Below are 15,558 nucleotides of genomic sequence, written 5' to 3'. Positions count from 1 at the left end.
GGTATTCGCGACTGTAGGTTAGGACACGATCTTGCCATTCGCGTCGTACGTGTAGAAGCCCTGCCCAGCTTCCAAGCCGGTCTTGCCTTCTGCGACCATCGGCTTGAGCGTCGTCTCAAGGAAGTCCTTCTGCCATCGCGGGGCGTTCTCGTTGGACTCAATCACGGCGACCAAGGTGCGCACGCCGATAAGGTCCATGATCTCGAACGGACCGCGCGGGGAGCCGGTGGAGTTGCACCAGTCGCGGTCGATGTCCGCGGGTTCAGCGATGTCGTGGTGGAGCAGGTACATGCCAGCACTGAGCAGCGGCACCAGCAGCGTGTTCAGCACGTAGCCGGGCTGCTCGCGCTTGAGCGGGACCGGCACCATGTTGATCTGCTCCGCAAACTCCACGAGCTGGTCCACATACTTCGGGTCGGTGCCCTCGTGCGGCATCACCTCGGCGGTGTTCTGGATCCAGATGTGGTTGGCAAAGTGCAGTGCCAAGAAGCGCTCCGGCGCACCCGTCGCGTCCGCGAACTTGCTCGGCATGAGCGTGGACGTGTTGGTGGCAAAGACGGTGGTCTCCGGGGCGTACTGCCCCACTTCGGCCCAGACCTTGCGCTTGAGCTCGAGGTTTTCCGGGATCGCCTCGATGACCAGGTCCGCGTTCGCTACCGCTTCCTTGAGGTCCGAGGTCTGGGTGAGGTTTTCGTGCGCCGCCGCGATGGTTTCGTCGTTGGCGGATTCGAGCTCCGCCTTCATTTGTTCACCGATAGCGTCGAAACGCTGTTTGCCGGCCGCGAGGGCCTCCTCGTTAATGTCGTAGGACACTACCTTCTTGCCCGCGAACGCAGAGCAGAAAGCGATCTGCGCGCCCAGGACGCCTGCACCAAGTACTGTTACGTTGTTGAATGCCATACCGGTCACGTTACTCCCGATGGTGTGACTTCGGCGTCAGTTCTATGGTGAACTTTTACGCAAGCGACGCCCGGTCCACCGCCACGAGACCGCTCGCTGCCCGCCTGCCCAGCTCCACGTAGTACGCCGCATGTCTCAACCGCGCCTCAAAGGTGTCCGGCTCGAGCGTGCGCTTTGCCTTCGCCGGCACACCGGCGGCAAGAGAGAACTCCGGCAACTGCTGGCCTTCGAGCACCACTGCCCCGCCACCGACGATGGAGCCCTTGCCCACGCGCGAGCGCGACAGCACCGTCGCGCTCATGCCGATCAGGCAACCGGGTTCGATGTGGCAGCCGTGCACCATGGCCAGATGCCCAATGGTCACGTCGTCTTCCAGCACCGTTTGACCGTCCGCGTCCACGTGCAGCACGGAGCCGTCTTGGACGTTGACGCGGTTGCCAATGCGGATCGCGCCCACGTCGCCGCGAATGACCACGCCGGGCCAAATGTTCGCGTCCTCGCCGATGGTCACGTTGCCGATGATGGTGGCCTCGTCGGAGATAAACGCCGAGGGGTGGATCTGTGGGGTTGTGCCTTCAAAGCTGTAGATCATGCGCACCATTGTGCCTGTACGCCAAAGCGACGGCAGAAGGTTTCAGCTCACCACGCGCAGGGTGCCAGGCATCACGCTAAAGCTGACAGCGCTGACGGTACCGGCGGCATCGCCGTCAAGCTCGAGTTGCTCGGGTTCTGAAAACTCGAGCGTGATCCGCCGGCCCGCGAGGTATTCCATGGTCGGAGGCAACGACGCTGGCGGGCGCGGTTGCGCCTCGCCAGGCAGCAGCGCGTTGATGCCGTCGCGGACGGTGTCCAGCGCGATCTTGCCACCGATACCTGCCCAGTCGGCGACGTCTTCGGCACGCAGAACCACGGCGTCGAGGACCCCGTCGTCAGGCAGGGCGTCCGGCAACAGCGGGATCCCGCCCACCAGGTCACTGCAGTTGCCCACGATGCACGTGTGCAGGGAGGTGGTGACCGAAGGATCGCCATCGACTGTGATGCTCACGTCCACGCTATTGCCGCCGCCGAGCGATTGGAGCACGGCCGGAACGTACGCGAGCGGCCCGACCGCAGCCTTGAGGCCGTCGCGGGTGCGGTGGATCATGCCAGCGTCCGCGCCGACACCGGCCATGACGGCGAAGCCGGAGTGCTCAGTGCGGCCGTCGGGGTAGACCATCTCGGCTCGGCAGAGGTCGATGAGCCGGTCGGTGCGGGAAAACGCCCGGCGCACCGCCGCTTCCAGCACAAGCGGCACCCCGAGGTTGCGCGCGAGCATGTTGCCTGTGCCCGCCGGTACGATCGCCATGGGAGTTTTGGAACCGGACACGGCCAGCGCGACCATGCGCACCGTGCCGTCACCACCAGCGGCGATGATCAAGTCGGCGCCGTGCTCGAGCGCGCGGACGGCCTGGGAAAACCCGGGCCCCTCCGCGGTCGTTTCTGCCCACTCGATATCCGCACCCTCCCAGGCGTAGCGCTCCACGGCGCGGCGCAGCCTTCCCAGGTGGACCTTCACAGGGTTGAACACCACTGTTACCCGGGAACTAGACGCGACATTCACGCGACTCATCGTAGCGGTGCCTGGGGCACAACCGCGTCACACGGCGCGGCTACGACAACCCGACGCCGAAAAATTCCAGCAGCGTGCGGGCGGCAAACTCGTCGGACACCAGGCCGGTCTTGTCGGAGGTGCCGCCGGGCCACACGTGCGGCCCGCCCTCAATGCGGTAGTGCGATAGCGCGGCATCGCAGTCCTCCCAGCTCAGCTTCGTCACCGTGGGCGACAGCGCAACGTCTTCCCTGCGCCCCGCGCAGTGGTTGCGCACCGCCGCTTCCTCGAGCATCTCGGGCGTGGAGTTGTACACCGTCTCGTGTCGCTCGCCGCCGTCGTAGGAGATGATCGGGTCGGCGGTGCCGTGGATGTCCACGTGCTTCATCGGGATACTGGAGCACCCGGAGGAAACGCGCTGGTAAAACGCGCCGGCCACAGTGGCCACGCCGCTGAACTCCTGCGGTCGCTGGCAGCCCACAAACGCCGCGAACCCGCCGCCGTTGGAAAAACCGGCGGCGAAGATGCGGGTGCGGTCTATGGAGTATTCGCCCTCCACCTGACCAAGCACATCGTCGACGAACGCGAGGTCCTGCTCTCCGGTCGTTTCCGCGTACGGGGCAGGCGCCCAGGCTTTGCCCACTCCGTCCATGAACGCCACAACGGCGTCCGCCTTGTCCAGCTGCGAGTGCTGGCGGATCCGCTCCGCGTCTTCCATGTAGCCGTGGAACACCAGGATCAGCGGCAGCCTGTCGCGCTGCTTCGCGCCCCTCGGCACCGACAGGATGTAGTCGCGCTTGAGCCCGGCGGACGTCATCTGCCGGCGATCTATCGCCGGGTCGGACCACGGCTCCACCTCACGCACGACGTCCTGGGGAGGATCCGGCTGCGTGGTTATCGCCGTGCGCAGCCGTGCCGTATCCCCCGCGCAGCCTGCGACGCTAAAACAGGTGACGGCCAAGCCGATGGCGGCCGCGGCGCGGATCTTTTGGCGGAGAAACACGCAAGGTAGATTAGACCATTGTGCACGCGAGCAGAACACAGCCAGGCCCCAGCAGGAAAGCTGGCCCCACGTTCAGAAACTCCGCGCACCGCAGCGGCGCCGCCGAGGCGTTCACCCGCGACGCAAATCGCTACGACACCGCCCGCCCCACCTACCCCGACGCATTAGGCAAGCTCGTCGGCCCCGGCACTGTCTGCGACATTGGCGCAGGTACCGGCAAGTTCACACAATTGCTTTGCGACGATTCACGTTCCGTGTTCGCCTGCGATCCCAGCGGAGGCATGACCCGCGTGTTCCACACGGTGCTTCCCGAAGTGCCCGTGTGGCGCGCCACCGCCGAGGCGACCGGCTTGGTCGATGACGCGGTCGATGCATTGACGTGCGCGCAGACCTGGCACTGGGTGGATGTACACGCCGCTAGCGCGGAGGCGGACCGCGTGATCCGGCCCGGCGGGCGCCTGGTGCTGTGCTGGAACACCCTGGCCGTGCGCCACCCCTGGGTGCTCAGGCTCAGCCGCATCATGCATTCCGGAGACGTACAGCGCGAGGGCTTCTACCCGGAGGTCGCCTCCCCTTGGCAGCTGACAGACGAGCTGCGCCGGGAGTGGCTCCACCCCATCGCCGTCGAGGGCTGCTTCGAGCTCATGGCTACCCGCTCTTACTGGCTGAAAGCGAACGAGCGCACTCGCGCCAAGATGGAGGCGAACCTCGCCTGGTACCTCTACGAGCGCCTCGGCTTCGACCCCGGCGACACCATCCCGCTGCCGTACCGCACCGACGCGTTCGTCTACGAGCGCGCCTAGCTGGCGCGGTCGAACTCCAGCCCGAAGAACTCAACAATCGCCTCGGTGGCGTCCAGGTCGCGCCGGGCAGCCCACGGCCCAGTGGGCCACTCGTGCCCCATGCCCTCCACCGCAATCAGATCGGCGCTGGCGCGGTCGCCGTTGCGGCGCTCAAACGCCGCCACCACGTCGGGTGCGCCGTAAGTGGTGTCGTCTTCTCCCCCGCTGTACGGGGAGCGCTTCTCGCCGGCAAACGGCACCACGTCGTCGAAGGTGCCGTGAATGTTCAGGTAATCCAGCGGCTGTGCTGCTGCAGCCAGCTCGTCCGGGGTTGCACGCACGGCCGCTGCAACAGTGGCGACGCCAGCGAGGTCGAGGTCGGTCAGGCTCAGGTGCACTGCCAGTCCCCCGCCGTTGGAAAAGCCAACCATGTAGGTGTTGGTGGTGGCGAAGGTGGACCGGAGGTCGTCGATAAGCGCACGCACAAACGCCGCATCTTCATCGAAGGTGGTGCGCGCGTACGGCGCAGGCGACCATGCAAGGCCCGCACCCGTTGGCGCGGCGACAATGGCGCGCGCCCGGTGCAGGCCCGTGCCGGCGAGGAAATCGCGGCCGTTGTCGCCCTTGCCGTGCAGCGCGACGATCACCGGCAACGCGCCAGTGTGACCTGCGGGAACGCTGACGTGGTAGCTGCTCTCCACGCCGCCAACGTTGAGTGTGCGCTGCCGCATCGGTCTAGCCCTTCTTGCCGCGCCGCTCGCGCACGCGCACCGCGATGCGCACCGGGGTGCCGTGGTAGCCGAACTGCTCGCGGAACTTCCGCTCCAGGTAACGGCGGTACCCGCCGTCGAGGAACCCGGTGGTAAACAGCACGATTGTCGGCGGACGGGTGCTGGCCATGGTGGCAAACAGCAGCTTGGGCAGGCGGTTGTTCTTCATCGGCGGAGGGTTCGCCGCGATCGCCTCGCGCAGCCAATTGTTCAGCTGACCGGTGGAAATGCGCTTATCCCAGTTCTCCAACGCCTCCTTCATCGCCGGCTCCAGGCGGTGCAGGCCGCGGCCGGTGTCGGCGGAGATGTTGAGCTTGGTCACCCACTTGAGCTGACCCATCGTCTCGTCGAATTCGCGGTCGAAGTCGTAGCGACGGTCCTCATCCATCAGGTCCCACTTGTTAAAGCAGATGACCATCGCCTTACCGGCTTCCAACACCATGGAGATCACGCGCTGGTCCTGCTCAGAGATCTCCTCCGAGGCGTCGATGAGCACGATGCACACCTCAGCGGCCTCGACAGTGCCGCGGGTGCGAAGCGACGCGTAGTACTCGTGGCCCTGGGCGCTTTTGACCTTCTTGCGCAGTCCGGCGGTGTCGATGAAGGTCCACAGATCCTCGTCCAGCTGCACGAGCTCATCCACCGGGTCCACGGTGGTGCCGGCAACGTTGTCCACTACTGAGCGGTTGGACTTAGTCAGCTTGTTCAGCAGGCTGGACTTGCCCACGTTAGGCCGGCCCACCAGCGCGACGCGGCGCGGGCCGCCGGTGATGGATTCCTTCACCCGCGGCTCATCCGGGAACAGGCGCATGATCTCGTCCAACACATCCGCGCCGCCGCGGCCGTGCAGCGCGGAGACCGGCCAGGGGTCGCCCAAGCCGAGTGCGTAGAACTCGGCCACGTCGCCCCACTGGCTGTCGGACTCAAACTTGTTCGCCACCAGGATCACGGGAGCCTCGGAGCGCTGCAGGTTGCGAGCCATCACAGCGTCCGTCTCCGTGATGGCGGTTTTCGCGTCCACAACCATGACAATGACATCGGAGGTGGCCATCGCGGCCTCCGCCTGGCGGGCGATCGCGGCGTGGATCCCCTTCGCGTCCGGGTCCCAGCCGCCGGTGTCCTGCACCCAGAAGCGGCGCCCGCCCCAATCCGTGATGTAGCTGACACGGTCCCGCGTGACGCCTGGGTGGTCCTCCACCACGGCCTCGCGGCGGCCGATGAAGCGGTTCACCAGCGAGGACTTGCCCACGTTCGGACGGCCCACGATAGAGACCGTCGGCAGCGCCTCGGTGACCACGTCAGGCTGGGCAATGCCGTACTCCGCCTCGAGCTCGGCCCACTCCTCCTCGGTCAGTTCGTCGTCGGAGTCGTAGCCCTCGCCGAAATCTGCCTCGCCGAACTCGGACTCGTCGATGCCGGCGTCTTCGAAGCCCTGCAGGTCCTCCTCCGCGTTGAAGTCCTTGTTCTCGTAGTACTCGGCGCTATCGGCGCCGACCACGTAGGCGTCCACGTCGGTGTAGCCGGAACGGTCGATGCCGGGCTGGATGAACTGCGTCTCCGGCTCCAGGTGCTCGTCGTTGGAACTGGGGTTGTTGTCGCGCTCGCTCATCGCGCGCTCCTTTCCACGACCTCGGTCAGTGCCGCCAGGACCTCGTCCGGGGTCATCTCGGAGGTGTCCACAAGCACCGCATCGTCCGCGGGCTTGAGCGGGCTGGTCGCTCGCGAGGAATCTGCCTCGTCGCGGCGCTGCACGTCCGCAAGCACCGCGTCGAAGTCCGCCTCGCGCCCCGCCGCAACGTCCTGGTCGTAGCGACGCTTCGCGCGCACCTCGGCACTTGCGGACATGAACACCTTCGCGGGTGCGTCCGGCAGCACGACCGTGCCGATGTCGCGGCCTTCCACGATCGCGCGCCCGGACTCGCGGGCAAGCTTGCGCTGCAACTCCACCAGGTTCACGCGCACCTCGGGGATGGCGGAGACGGCGGAGACGTGCTTGGTCACCTCGGCGCCGCGGATTTCCGCCTTGACGTCCTCGCCAGCGAAGAGCACCTCGGTGGAATCCGGATCGTCGGAGACCTCCAACGGCAAGTCCGCGGTCGCCTCAATTACCTTCGCCGTGTCGGCCGGGTCTACTCCCGCGCGCAGCACAGCCAAGGTGGCAACGCGGTACATCGCCCCAGTGTCCACGTACTTCGCGTCCAGGCGTTTCGCCAGCGCGCGGCACATTGTGGACTTGCCGGTGCCCGAAGGCCCGTCCACAGCCACGATGAGCCCGCCGTTATCCATATTGGAAAGTGTGTCCGCCATTTACATCCCCACCGCCTTGTACAGCGATGCCAGCTCAGAAGAGTTCAGCGCGCGCATGGAGCCCGGCTTCATGTCGCCGAGCTGTACCGTGTGGAACTTCGTGCGAACGAGGCGCTGCACCGGGAACCCGGCCTGTTTCAGCATGCGGCGCACAATGTGCTTGCGGCCTTCGTGCAGCTCCACGCGGATGATGGACTGGCCGTTGTGCACGTCCACGATTTGCGCGTAATCCACCTTCGCGGGGCCGTCGTCAAGCTCGATGCCCTCCTTGAGCTGCTTGACCACCGCATTGTTGGCCTCGCCGAGCACCGTGGCCAAGTACGTCTTGGCCACCTCGTACTTCGGGTGGGTCAGGCGGTTGGCCATCTCGCCGTCGTTCGTGAGCAACAGCAGGCCCTCGGTGTCCGCATCGAGGCGGCCGACGTGGAACAGGCGCTGGCCGGACGCGGTGCGCTCAGCTAGGTAGGACCCCACCGAGACGCGGTCCATCTCGTCCTTCATGGTCGAGTGCACGCCACGGGGCTTGTTGAAGACGAAGTACTCGTGCTCCTCGTTGACGTTGATGCGCGCGCCGTCGACGCGGATGATGTCCACGTTCGGGTTCACGCGCATGCCCTGGCGCATCACGATTTCGCCGTTGACCTCGACGCGGCCCTGCTCGATCATCGCTTCTGCGTGACGACGGGAAGCTACGCCCGCTTGCGCGAGCACCTTCTGCAGGCGAACGCCTTCAGCCGCGGCCTTCGCCGCTGCTGGGTCTTCGTCCCACCAGTTATCGTCCAGCGGGTTCGGTTGATTCTTCGCGGCGTTTTGGCGCCTCTTGTTCAGGCGGACATTCTGTTTCTTAGCCGGCTTGGCGTAGGAGATGTAGAACGTATCGTCCTTCCCACGCTTATCCGGTGTGCCATCTCGGCGAGCGGGTGGTGTCATGCCCCGGGAGTTTACCAGGCATCCTCGATGGAATCGATGTCCGGAAGCAGCGGCGCAAGCTCCGGCAGGCGCTCCAAGGAATCGATGCCTAAAAGCTCCAAAAACAGCTCGGTGGTGACGTAGCGGTGCGCGCCGTGATCCGGCACGTCCTCCCCGGCCTCGCCCGGGTCCACCTCGGCGATCAGGCCTCGCAGTGCGAGCGTGCGCATCACGCCGTCCACGTTCACGCCGCGCACACCCGCGACCTGCGCGCGGGTGACCGGCTGACGGTAGGCCACCGCCGCGAGTGTTTCCATCGCCGCGCGAGACAGCTTCTTTTGCGTGCCGTCCAGCAGGAACGCCTCGACCGCGTCGGCGTTGTCGGTGCGGGTGTACAGGCGCCAGCCCTCCGCGGTTTCGCGCAGGTCCATGCCGGAGCCGCGCTCGTCCAGCTCGCGGGCAAATTCGCGCAGTATGTCAGAGACCTCCTCGGAGGTTGCACCGAGTGCACTTGCCAGCTGCTCCACGGCGACGGGCGCGTCGATGACCAGCAGCACCGACTCAATTCGGGAGCGCAGCTGGGAGACCATGGGCAAGCTATCCATGATTCGGCAGTGTATCGGGTACCGTGCGCCGGCCCGGCGGTTACGTCCAGTTCGAGGCGGCAACGACCGCTGGGTCCACCTCAAGCCCGGTCCAGGACACGTCCAGGCGTCCCAGCGCTTCCGGCTGCTCCGTCTCCACGGCCTTGGCCTTATACAGCTCCAACAGTGCCAGGAACCTGCCCACCACCTCCATTGAACGGGTGCAATCGCGCGTGAGCGCCGCAAACGTCAGCCAGGAGCCGGTACCCGCCAGTTTCAGCGTGTCCAGGATCTTGCCCGCCTGTTCTGGCACGGACACCGCCTGTGCGTGCAGGTGGTCTGTGCGCACCTCCTCCGGCGGCCGGGGGCGGAACACGCTGGCGGCAAGTTCGGCGAAACTCGCAGCTGTGTGCCCGAGATCCACCGGCGGCAGCAGGTCCACGAACCTAGGCTCCATGGACACCGCGCGCGGGTAGCGCCGCAGCGCGAGTTTTTGCCACTCGGCGAACTGGTCGGCCACGCGTTGGTAGGCGCGGTACTGCAGCAGGCGGGCGAACAACAGGTCGCGTGCCTCCAAAAGCTCGAGGTCTTCGATGTTTTCGCCGTCGTTTCCCGGAAGCAGGCGCGCGGTCTTCAGGTCCAGCAGGGTCGCCGCAACGACGAGGAACTCGGTGACCTCGTCCAGCGCCTCCGTCTCCCCGAGCGCGCGCGTATACGCGATGAACTCGTCGGTCACCTCTGCCAATGCCACCTCTGTCACGTCCAGCTTCTTCGACTGGATCAGCGTGAGCAGCAGGTCGAACGGCCCCTCGAAGTTCTGCAGAGCCAGGGTGAACCCGGTGATCTCCGGCTGGGGGTACTGCTCGGGCGCTGCCGCCGCCACTAGCTGGTGCGCTCCAGCACCTCGAGCGCAAGGTTGCGGTACTGGTCCGCGCCCTGGGAGTTCGGCGCCCAGGTGATGATCGGCTCGCCGGCCACAGACGTCTCCGGGAAACGCACTGTGCGGGTGATCACGGTGTCAAAGACGCGCTCGCCGAAGACCTCCACCACCCGGTCCATCACCTCGCGGGCGTGGGTGGTGCGGCGGTCAAACATGGTCACCAGGATGCCCACGATGTCCAGGTCGAAGTTGATGCGGTCGCGCACCTTCTCCACCGTGTCCGTGAGCAGCGCCAAGCCGCGCAGGGAGAAGTACTCGCACTCCATTGGGATGATCACGCCGTGGGAGCAGGCGAGCGCGTTGACGGTGAGCAGGCCGAGGGACGGCCCGCAGTCGAGGATGATGAAGTCGTACTCGTTTCGCACCGGACGCAGAGCGCGGGCGAGCGTGTGCTCGCGACCAACCTCGTTGACCAGCTGAATCTCCGCCGCCGACAGGTCGATGTTGGCGGGCACCACATCCAGGCCGGAGACGTTGGTCGTGTTAATCGCGGCGTGGATGCTTGCGGTGTTGTCGAACAACAGGTCGTAGACGGTGACCTGCTCCTCTTCATAGGAAACGCCGAGCCCCGCTGAGAGCGCGCCCTGCGGGTCCAGGTCCACGAGAAGTACCTTGCGGCCCTGTTCCGCCAGGCAAGCGCCGAGATTGATCGTCGAGGTGGTTTTGCCCACACCACCCTTCTGGTTGACCATGGAGATCACCGTGGCAGGCCCGTGCTTGTCCAGCTCCTTCGGCTGGGCAAATTCGCGCCACGGCCGCCCGGTCAGAAACGTTTTCTGGTCCGCAGCGTCAAACAGCGCCTCGTCCGCCATGGCCGGTCCTTCCCTCAATCACGTCCAAACCCTTGACTTCCGCCATCTTACAACGTTGTCATTACGCCTGCGCGCGCCTCCGGCGCAGGAACACAATCAACACCGCGATTGCTGCCAGCAACGCAGCTCCAGCGATCGCAAGGGGCACAACATCGCTTATCGACGACGTCCCGTCAACCCCACGGCCTTGACCATCCTGGTTCGCGTAGTTGCCGTACTGGTTGTCCTCGTTGCTGTCGCCGGCCTGCTCCACGGGGACGTTGGTCGAGGTGATCACCGCGACGAAATCCGCCTTGCCGTCGCGCACCATTTCCATGATGAACGGGTTGTCCGGCGTCTCCCCCTCCGGATAGGTCAGGGTGATCGTGCGTTTGCCCTTATCAATCTCGCGCTCCACACCCTCAATGACCTGTCCGTTGACGTCCAGGTACCGCAGCGTGGCGCCCTCCGTGTCGTAGCTGGCGTACTTCATCAGGTCCTTGACTCGGCTCAGCGGTACCTTCACCACGATCGTGTTGTCTCGAATTTCGCCGTCGAAGTACAGCTTGGTCGCGGCAGTATCGTCAGCGGGCTCCGCCTTGGACCGCGACGGGTGCGACACCGCCGGGGCGCTGCCGTCACGGTTGTCGTCTGCGCTGACTTCGCCGGGCTGGCCACCTCGGCCACCACGGTCACCTTGGTCATCTCGACCGTCGCTGGCCCCGCCGCCGGAGCTAGTGTCACTACCCTCCCCGCGGGACGCGCCGCCGTCAGCCTCACTACCCGCGGCTTCACCGTCAGCAGCGGCACCGCTGCCTCCCCCGCTGGAACCGCCGGACTCGCCGGAGTCCCCGCCGACATCCGCGGAGCCATCGCCGACAGCGACCAGGTTTACCGTCGCCGAGTAGCCGCCCGCGCTAGCTGGCACCGCCGCCGTAGCACCCGGCTGGTTCGGCGCGCTCACGGTCACGGACGTGCCCGAGGATGTCACTGTCCATCCGCCCGAGGAGTAGTTCACGTCCACCGGAACGCCCACATCCACGGTCGTGCTCTCGCCCGCTGGAACAGAGATCTCCCCGGGGATCATGGACTGCACCTCCTCCGGGCTCATGCCGTCTGGAAGCTGCGCGTGCGCCACCGGAGCGATCGGAGCCGCAAGAAGCAGAGCCGCAGGCACGGCGAGCAGCGCAGCGCGGCGCGAGGTGCGCGGTGAAAAAGGTGCGGGTCGCATTGATAGTTCTCCCGTTAATTGTGTGGGTCAATCAAGCAGCCGAGTCTACGCACGTGGGTGCGTGCTGCGCCAAACTTCGCGCAGGTTATCGGCTGTGATGTGGGTGTAAATCTGCGTGGTGGTCACTGAGGCGTGCCCGAGGAGTTCCTGAACGCTTCGCACGTCCGCCCCGCCTTCCAGCAGGTGCGTGGCAAACGAATGCCGCAGGGTGTGCGGCGAGATGTCCTTCTCAATCCCCGCCCGGGCCGCCGCAGCCTTGATCGCGTTCCACGCGCTTTGGCGGGACAACGCTCCGCCGCGCTTGTTTAGCAGCAGCGCGTGCGAGGTTCCGTTGGCAAACGCCGGACGCCCGCGCACCAAGTACGCCTCCAGCGCCTCCTGCGCCTTGGATCCCAGCGGCACCAAACGTTGCTTGTTGCCCTTGCCGGTTACCGCGAGCACGCCGCCGTACTCGCCGTCTAAGGCGGCGCTGGCGTCGTCGACGCTTAAGCCCAGCACCTCCGAGACACGGGCGCCGGTGGCGTAGAGCGTCTCCAGCAGTGCTTTGTCGCGCAGTCCGGATGGGGTTTCGGTCGGGCATGCGTCGAGAAGCTTGGCCACCTCTTCGATGCTCAACGTGTCTGGCAGCCGCTCGCCGGTCCGCGGCGGCGAGACCTCAGCGGCTGCGTCAGCTGGCAGAACCCCCTCGTCCACGCCGAACTTATGCAGTCCGCGTGCGACGGTCAGCGCCCGCCCCGCCGAGGACGCGGCCAAGGGCTTCGCCCCGTCCACACCCCGGCGCAGGTCCGCGACATACGCCTCGATGTCGGTGGCGCTAACCTGACTCAAATCCGTTTTGCCAGCCGCGGCCAGCCACGCGGTGTAGCGGTGCACATCGCGGGTGTAATTGCTCAGCGTGTGGGGTGACACACCCCTTTCGACGGCAAGATGAGTCAGCCAGCGCTTCGCCAGCGCCTCCGCGTCCACCGGCTAGACCCGTTTCATGTCCGGCACGATGCCTTCTTCCGCGCGGCGGTTGGCCAACGAAGTCGGGCGCAGGTGGAAGGGCTCGTCGACAGGCCTGGGCTTTTCGCCCCGGGCCACCAGACGCGCGGCGGCGAGGATGCCGGAGACCGCAATCGAGTTGACCACTTCGCCGCGCAGCGCCTTATCGGCGGCCTCCTCCAGGTCCACCCACGCAAAGTCCATGTCGGCCTCTTCGTTTTCGGCCTCGGGACGTTCCACTTCGTGCAGGCCGCGGGCAATGAACACTCGCACTGCCTCCTCCGCGAACCCTGGGGAGGTGACTAAGTCCACCAGCACGCCCCACTCGTTGGCAGCCAGGCCCGCCTCCTCCTGCAGTTCGCGCTTCGCGCAGATCAGCTCGTCCTCCGCGTGCATGTCCAACAGCCCGGCGGGAAGCTCCAGCAGACGCTCACCCACGCTGTGGCGGTACTGCTCCACCAGCGCCACACGTCCCTGATCGTCCAGCGCGACCACGGCGACGGCGCCGAAGTGCTCCACAATTTCGCGCGCAGCCTCGTTGCCTCCCGGCATAACCACCTGGTCGCGGCGCACCGCGATGATTGGCGCGTCAAGGACGACTTCGGACCCAGTGACAGTGAATTCGTGGCTCATGGGCACAAGCCTACGAGCCTTAAGCCTCGCCGCCACCACTGGACACCGCAAGCACGGACTTGATGCGCCCAGCTTCCGCGTCCACGCCGCCGACAGTCTTTACCCCGCTGATCGCATCGGGCTCAGCGCCCTGGGTAGCCAGCGCGGTCTTGCCTTCCGCCCCGAGCGCCTTGGCAAAGTCGCCGATGACTTGTGCGCTGAAGTCGCTGCTTCGCGCCGGCCCATCCACGATCACCACCGCGCCGGCGGGCACGATGGAACCGCTGAATTCGATAAACCCAGCCTGCTGCAGCGAGTCCAGCACAAGCGTGCGGTCATCCGGCAAAGTTTTGGATTCGCCGGAAGTGCCGTCGTCGAACAGCACGGTCGCGAGAGACTGACCTGCGTGAAGTCCCGGGGAACGGTCCTCCACCGACAGCTTCGCACCCGAGGGCAACGTGTTTGCGACGATGCTGGACAGCTCGTCCGCGCCCGCCTGGTCGGAGAAACGCTCCGTCAGTGTCAGCTCGCCGGAGTCGGACGCTCCGGCGGCGTTGAGCAGCCAGCGCACGGACTCGACATCTTCCGAGTCCGCCGCGGCCGTGCGCACGATGGTCACCGGCACGTCCTTCAGCGCACCCGAGACGATGGAGCCGGATTCCTGCGCCAACAGGTCGTTCGCCTCCTCTGCTCGCGCCTGCGCCGCCTCAAGTTCCGAATTATCTACGGCTGGCTTCGCGGGGGCGTCAGCCTTGTACTGGGAGAAGCCGAGGTCCACCTTTCCCGGCATCGCTGGTGCCAGCACTAAAGCGCCCAGCGCGATTCCAAGCGCTGCGCCCCAGCCCAGGCCAGCTGCGATGAGGCCTACCCTGCCTTGAGTCTTCGCCATCAGACACTGCCCTCCTAGTTAGTCCAGCCATCGAACCAGCCGCGCACCGTCAGCGCGATGGTGTTCCAGGTGTCCACGAGGTTGTCAGCGAAGTTGCCGTTGCCGCCCAGCCCGGCGATCAGGATCGCCACCGCGGCGGCGACCAGCACGCCGAGGATCGCCCACGCCCATGCCACACCTGCGCCGGACTCGACAGCGTACAGGTTGGTAATCACGGAGGAATCCACGATCTTGCGCCCCGCCTTCAGCCGCGCGAGCAGCGCCGCCGGTTCCGTGGCCGGGGTGCCCGCGGTGGTAGCCGAATCTGCGAAGATACGGTCCAGCTCCACCGGCTGGCCCACAGTGACGATCATCTCGGCGTCGTGGAACGTCGCCAGCAAAATCGCAAGGTCCGTCGGGGAATCCGTCGCGGCTGGGAACGTCATCGCGCCCACGCCCAGATCCTGAATGCGTTCCAAACCAGGCGCGTAGCCGTCCGGCTCCGCGGGCAAAATCACCTTCGCATCCGAGCGCAGGTTCTCGGACGCCACGTTTTTCGGGTCGCCCACGATGATGTCCGGCGCGTAGCCCATGGACGCAAGCGTGTCCGCGGCAGCACCAACGCCGATGACAACCGGCGTGTATTCCTGCATGAAGTTCTTCAGTTCCTCCATGCGCTGGCGAGTGTCGGGAGCCGGCGACACCACCAACACCTTGCGCTCTGTCATGATGTCGCCGAGTTCCGGGGCACCAACGCCGTCGATAAGCAGCGCCGCCTCCGAGTGGATGAACTCGACGGTGTTGCCGAAGTATGCCTCCATGTTCTCCACTAGGCCGCGCTGGGCCTGGGAGAACGTGGCATCGACCTCGGTGCGGGTCACCGGCTGCGCTTGGCCCGCAGCCTTGCGCCCCACGGTGATCTGGCCTGTGGGCGAGACAGTAGCTTTCTTGCCGTCGCGGATCTTCCCGCGCAGGTCCGTGCCAGCTGCCTCGAACAGTGGAACGCCGGCGTCGAGAAGCAAGTGCGGACCGAACGTAGGCAGCGTGCCGGTGGAGTACGGCGCGAGGTTGACCACCGCCGCCGGGCGACGCGCGATGATTTGCTCAGCCAAGCGTCGCTGCATGTCGGGTGCGTCCACGAATACGACGTCGCCCTCGCTAAGCTTGCCCAGTCCCTTGCCCTGCGGGGTGCAGTCGCGCAAGGTGCCGCGCAGCTCGGACGCGGGCGGTTCCTTGGTCGGTTCTTGAGCGGAGGGTGCAACAGTCATGCGCACCATTGTGCAACGATG

At 66.0% G+C, this 15,558-nt stretch carries 17 protein-coding genes; 1 reads left to right on the top strand and 16 read right to left on the bottom strand.

What is annotated here, in order from left to right; genetic code table 11:
• Nucleotides 1–18: 18 nt before the first annotated feature.
• Genes CIHUM_RS05515 through CIHUM_RS05500 form a run of 4 tightly spaced genes read right to left on the bottom strand, consistent with a single transcriptional unit; the run spans nt 19 to nt 3,491 of the window.
• Nucleotides 19–909, bottom strand: a complete 891-nt coding sequence (locus tag CIHUM_RS05515) for a 3-hydroxyacyl-CoA dehydrogenase (protein WP_316244764.1) — start codon at nt 907–909, stop codon at nt 19–21.
• A 46-nt stretch (nt 910–955) separates the two neighbouring features.
• The gene (locus CIHUM_RS05510; protein WP_034999384.1) at nt 956–1,492 is read right to left on the bottom strand and encodes a gamma carbonic anhydrase family protein; all 537 of its coding nucleotides are present in this window, start codon (nt 1,490–1,492) and stop codon (nt 956–958) included.
• A 42-nt stretch (nt 1,493–1,534) separates the two neighbouring features.
• Nucleotides 1,535–2,500 carry a diacylglycerol/lipid kinase family protein gene (locus CIHUM_RS05505; protein WP_158293374.1) on the bottom strand — a complete coding sequence of 322 codons (966 nt, stop codon included), beginning with the start codon at nt 2,498–2,500 and terminating at the stop codon, nt 1,535–1,537.
• 49 nt (nt 2,501–2,549) lie between these two features.
• Complete coding sequence (locus tag CIHUM_RS05500; RefSeq protein WP_051106393.1) at nt 2,550–3,491, bottom strand: CE1 family esterase; 942 nt, start codon at nt 3,489–3,491, stop codon at nt 2,550–2,552.
• 20 nt (nt 3,492–3,511) lie between these two features.
• On the opposite strand from CIHUM_RS05500, the gene CIHUM_RS05495 reads away from it, so the two are divergent.
• Complete coding sequence (locus CIHUM_RS05495; RefSeq protein ID WP_101494236.1) at nt 3,512–4,294, top strand: class I SAM-dependent methyltransferase; 783 nt, start codon at nt 3,512–3,514, stop codon at nt 4,292–4,294.
• Here CIHUM_RS05495 and CIHUM_RS05490 read toward each other — a convergent pair.
• The 12 genes from CIHUM_RS05490 to steA form a co-directional block, all read right to left on the bottom strand.
• Nucleotides 4,291–5,004: a CE1 family esterase gene (locus CIHUM_RS05490; RefSeq protein ID WP_051106394.1), complete on the bottom strand. Its 714-nt coding sequence runs from the start codon at nt 5,002–5,004 to the stop codon at nt 4,291–4,293. The two genes, CIHUM_RS05495 and CIHUM_RS05490, sit on opposite strands and share 4 nt — an antisense overlap.
• A gap of 4 nt (nt 5,005–5,008) precedes the next feature.
• On the bottom strand, nt 5,009–6,652 hold the full coding sequence (gene der, locus CIHUM_RS05485) for a ribosome biogenesis GTPase Der (protein ID WP_034999069.1): 1,644 nt from the start codon (nt 6,650–6,652) through the stop codon (nt 5,009–5,011).
• On the bottom strand, nt 6,649–7,350 hold the full coding sequence (cmk, locus tag CIHUM_RS05480; protein ID WP_034999070.1) for a (d)CMP kinase: 702 nt from the start codon (nt 7,348–7,350) through the stop codon (nt 6,649–6,651). The genes der and cmk overlap by 4 nt, the downstream gene beginning before the upstream one ends.
• On the bottom strand, nt 7,351–8,280 hold the full coding sequence (locus CIHUM_RS05475) for a pseudouridine synthase (protein ID WP_034999071.1): 930 nt from the start codon (nt 8,278–8,280) through the stop codon (nt 7,351–7,353).
• A gap of 11 nt (nt 8,281–8,291) precedes the next feature.
• Nucleotides 8,292–8,864, bottom strand: a complete 573-nt coding sequence (gene scpB, locus CIHUM_RS05470) for an SMC-Scp complex subunit ScpB (RefSeq protein WP_034999072.1) — start codon at nt 8,862–8,864, stop codon at nt 8,292–8,294.
• A 40-nt stretch (nt 8,865–8,904) separates the two neighbouring features.
• Nucleotides 8,905–9,726, bottom strand: coding sequence for a segregation and condensation protein A (locus CIHUM_RS05465; protein WP_034999073.1), 822 nt, complete (start codon nt 9,724–9,726; stop codon nt 8,905–8,907).
• Nucleotides 9,726–10,595, bottom strand: coding sequence for a ParA family protein (locus CIHUM_RS05460; protein ID WP_034999074.1), 870 nt, complete (start codon nt 10,593–10,595; stop codon nt 9,726–9,728). Before CIHUM_RS05460 ends, CIHUM_RS05465 begins: the two co-directional genes overlap by 1 nt.
• A 61-nt stretch (nt 10,596–10,656) precedes the next feature.
• On the bottom strand, nt 10,657–11,805 hold the full coding sequence (locus CIHUM_RS05455) for a hypothetical protein (RefSeq protein WP_051106395.1): 1,149 nt from the start codon (nt 11,803–11,805) through the stop codon (nt 10,657–10,659).
• Between the two features lie 45 nt (nt 11,806–11,850).
• Nucleotides 11,851–12,771, bottom strand: coding sequence for a site-specific tyrosine recombinase XerD (gene xerD, locus CIHUM_RS05450; RefSeq protein ID WP_034999076.1), 921 nt, complete (start codon nt 12,769–12,771; stop codon nt 11,851–11,853).
• Nucleotides 12,772–12,774: 3 nt separating this feature from the next.
• Nucleotides 12,775–13,422 (bottom strand): NUDIX domain-containing protein, encoded by a 648-nt coding sequence (locus CIHUM_RS05445; protein WP_034999077.1) that lies wholly within the window; start codon nt 13,420–13,422, stop codon nt 12,775–12,777.
• A gap of 19 nt (nt 13,423–13,441) precedes the next feature.
• On the bottom strand, nt 13,442–14,290 hold the full coding sequence (locus CIHUM_RS05440; RefSeq protein ID WP_051106396.1) for a copper transporter: 849 nt from the start codon (nt 14,288–14,290) through the stop codon (nt 13,442–13,444).
• Nucleotides 14,291–14,304: 14 nt separating this feature from the next.
• Nucleotides 14,305–15,537, bottom strand: a complete 1,233-nt coding sequence (gene steA / locus CIHUM_RS05435) for a putative cytokinetic ring protein SteA (RefSeq protein ID WP_051106427.1) — start codon at nt 15,535–15,537, stop codon at nt 14,305–14,307.
• Nucleotides 15,538–15,558 lie beyond the last annotated feature (21 nt).

The organism is Corynebacterium ihumii (assembly GCF_028609825.1).
In the GTDB taxonomy this organism is placed as follows: Bacteria; Actinomycetota; Actinomycetes; order Mycobacteriales; family Mycobacteriaceae; genus Corynebacterium; species Corynebacterium afermentans.
The sequence above is the reverse complement of the archived record's forward strand: the minus strand, read 5'-3'. Positions and strand labels throughout refer to the sequence as shown.

Excerpts from the sequence above, each read along its gene's own strand:
- CIHUM_RS05510 (WP_034999384.1), bottom strand. The coding sequence starts at position 1,492 with ATGATCTACAGCTTTGAAGGCACAACCCCACAGATCCACCCCTCGGCG.
- CIHUM_RS05490 (WP_051106394.1), bottom strand. The coding sequence starts at position 5,004 with ATGCGGCAGCGCACACTCAACGTTGGCGGCGTGGAGAGCAGCTACCAC.
- der (WP_034999069.1), bottom strand. The coding sequence starts at position 6,652 with ATGAGCGAGCGCGACAACAACCCCAGTTCCAACGACGAGCACCTGGAG.
- cmk (WP_034999070.1), bottom strand. The coding sequence starts at position 7,350 with ATGGCGGACACACTTTCCAATATGGATAACGGCGGGCTCATCGTGGCT.
- CIHUM_RS05475 (WP_034999071.1), bottom strand. The coding sequence starts at position 8,280 with ATGACACCACCCGCTCGCCGAGATGGCACACCGGATAAGCGTGGGAAG.
- scpB (WP_034999072.1), bottom strand. The coding sequence starts at position 8,864 with ATGGATAGCTTGCCCATGGTCTCCCAGCTGCGCTCCCGAATTGAGTCG.
- CIHUM_RS05460 (WP_034999074.1), bottom strand. The coding sequence starts at position 10,595 with ATGGCGGACGAGGCGCTGTTTGACGCTGCGGACCAGAAAACGTTTCTG.
- CIHUM_RS05455 (WP_051106395.1), bottom strand. The coding sequence starts at position 11,805 with ATGCGACCCGCACCTTTTTCACCGCGCACCTCGCGCCGCGCTGCGCTG.
- CIHUM_RS05445 (WP_034999077.1), bottom strand. The coding sequence starts at position 13,422 with ATGAGCCACGAATTCACTGTCACTGGGTCCGAAGTCGTCCTTGACGCG.
- CIHUM_RS05440 (WP_051106396.1), bottom strand. The coding sequence starts at position 14,290 with ATGGCGAAGACTCAAGGCAGGGTAGGCCTCATCGCAGCTGGCCTGGGC.
- steA (WP_051106427.1), bottom strand. The coding sequence starts at position 15,537 with ATGACTGTTGCACCCTCCGCTCAAGAACCGACCAAGGAACCGCCCGCG.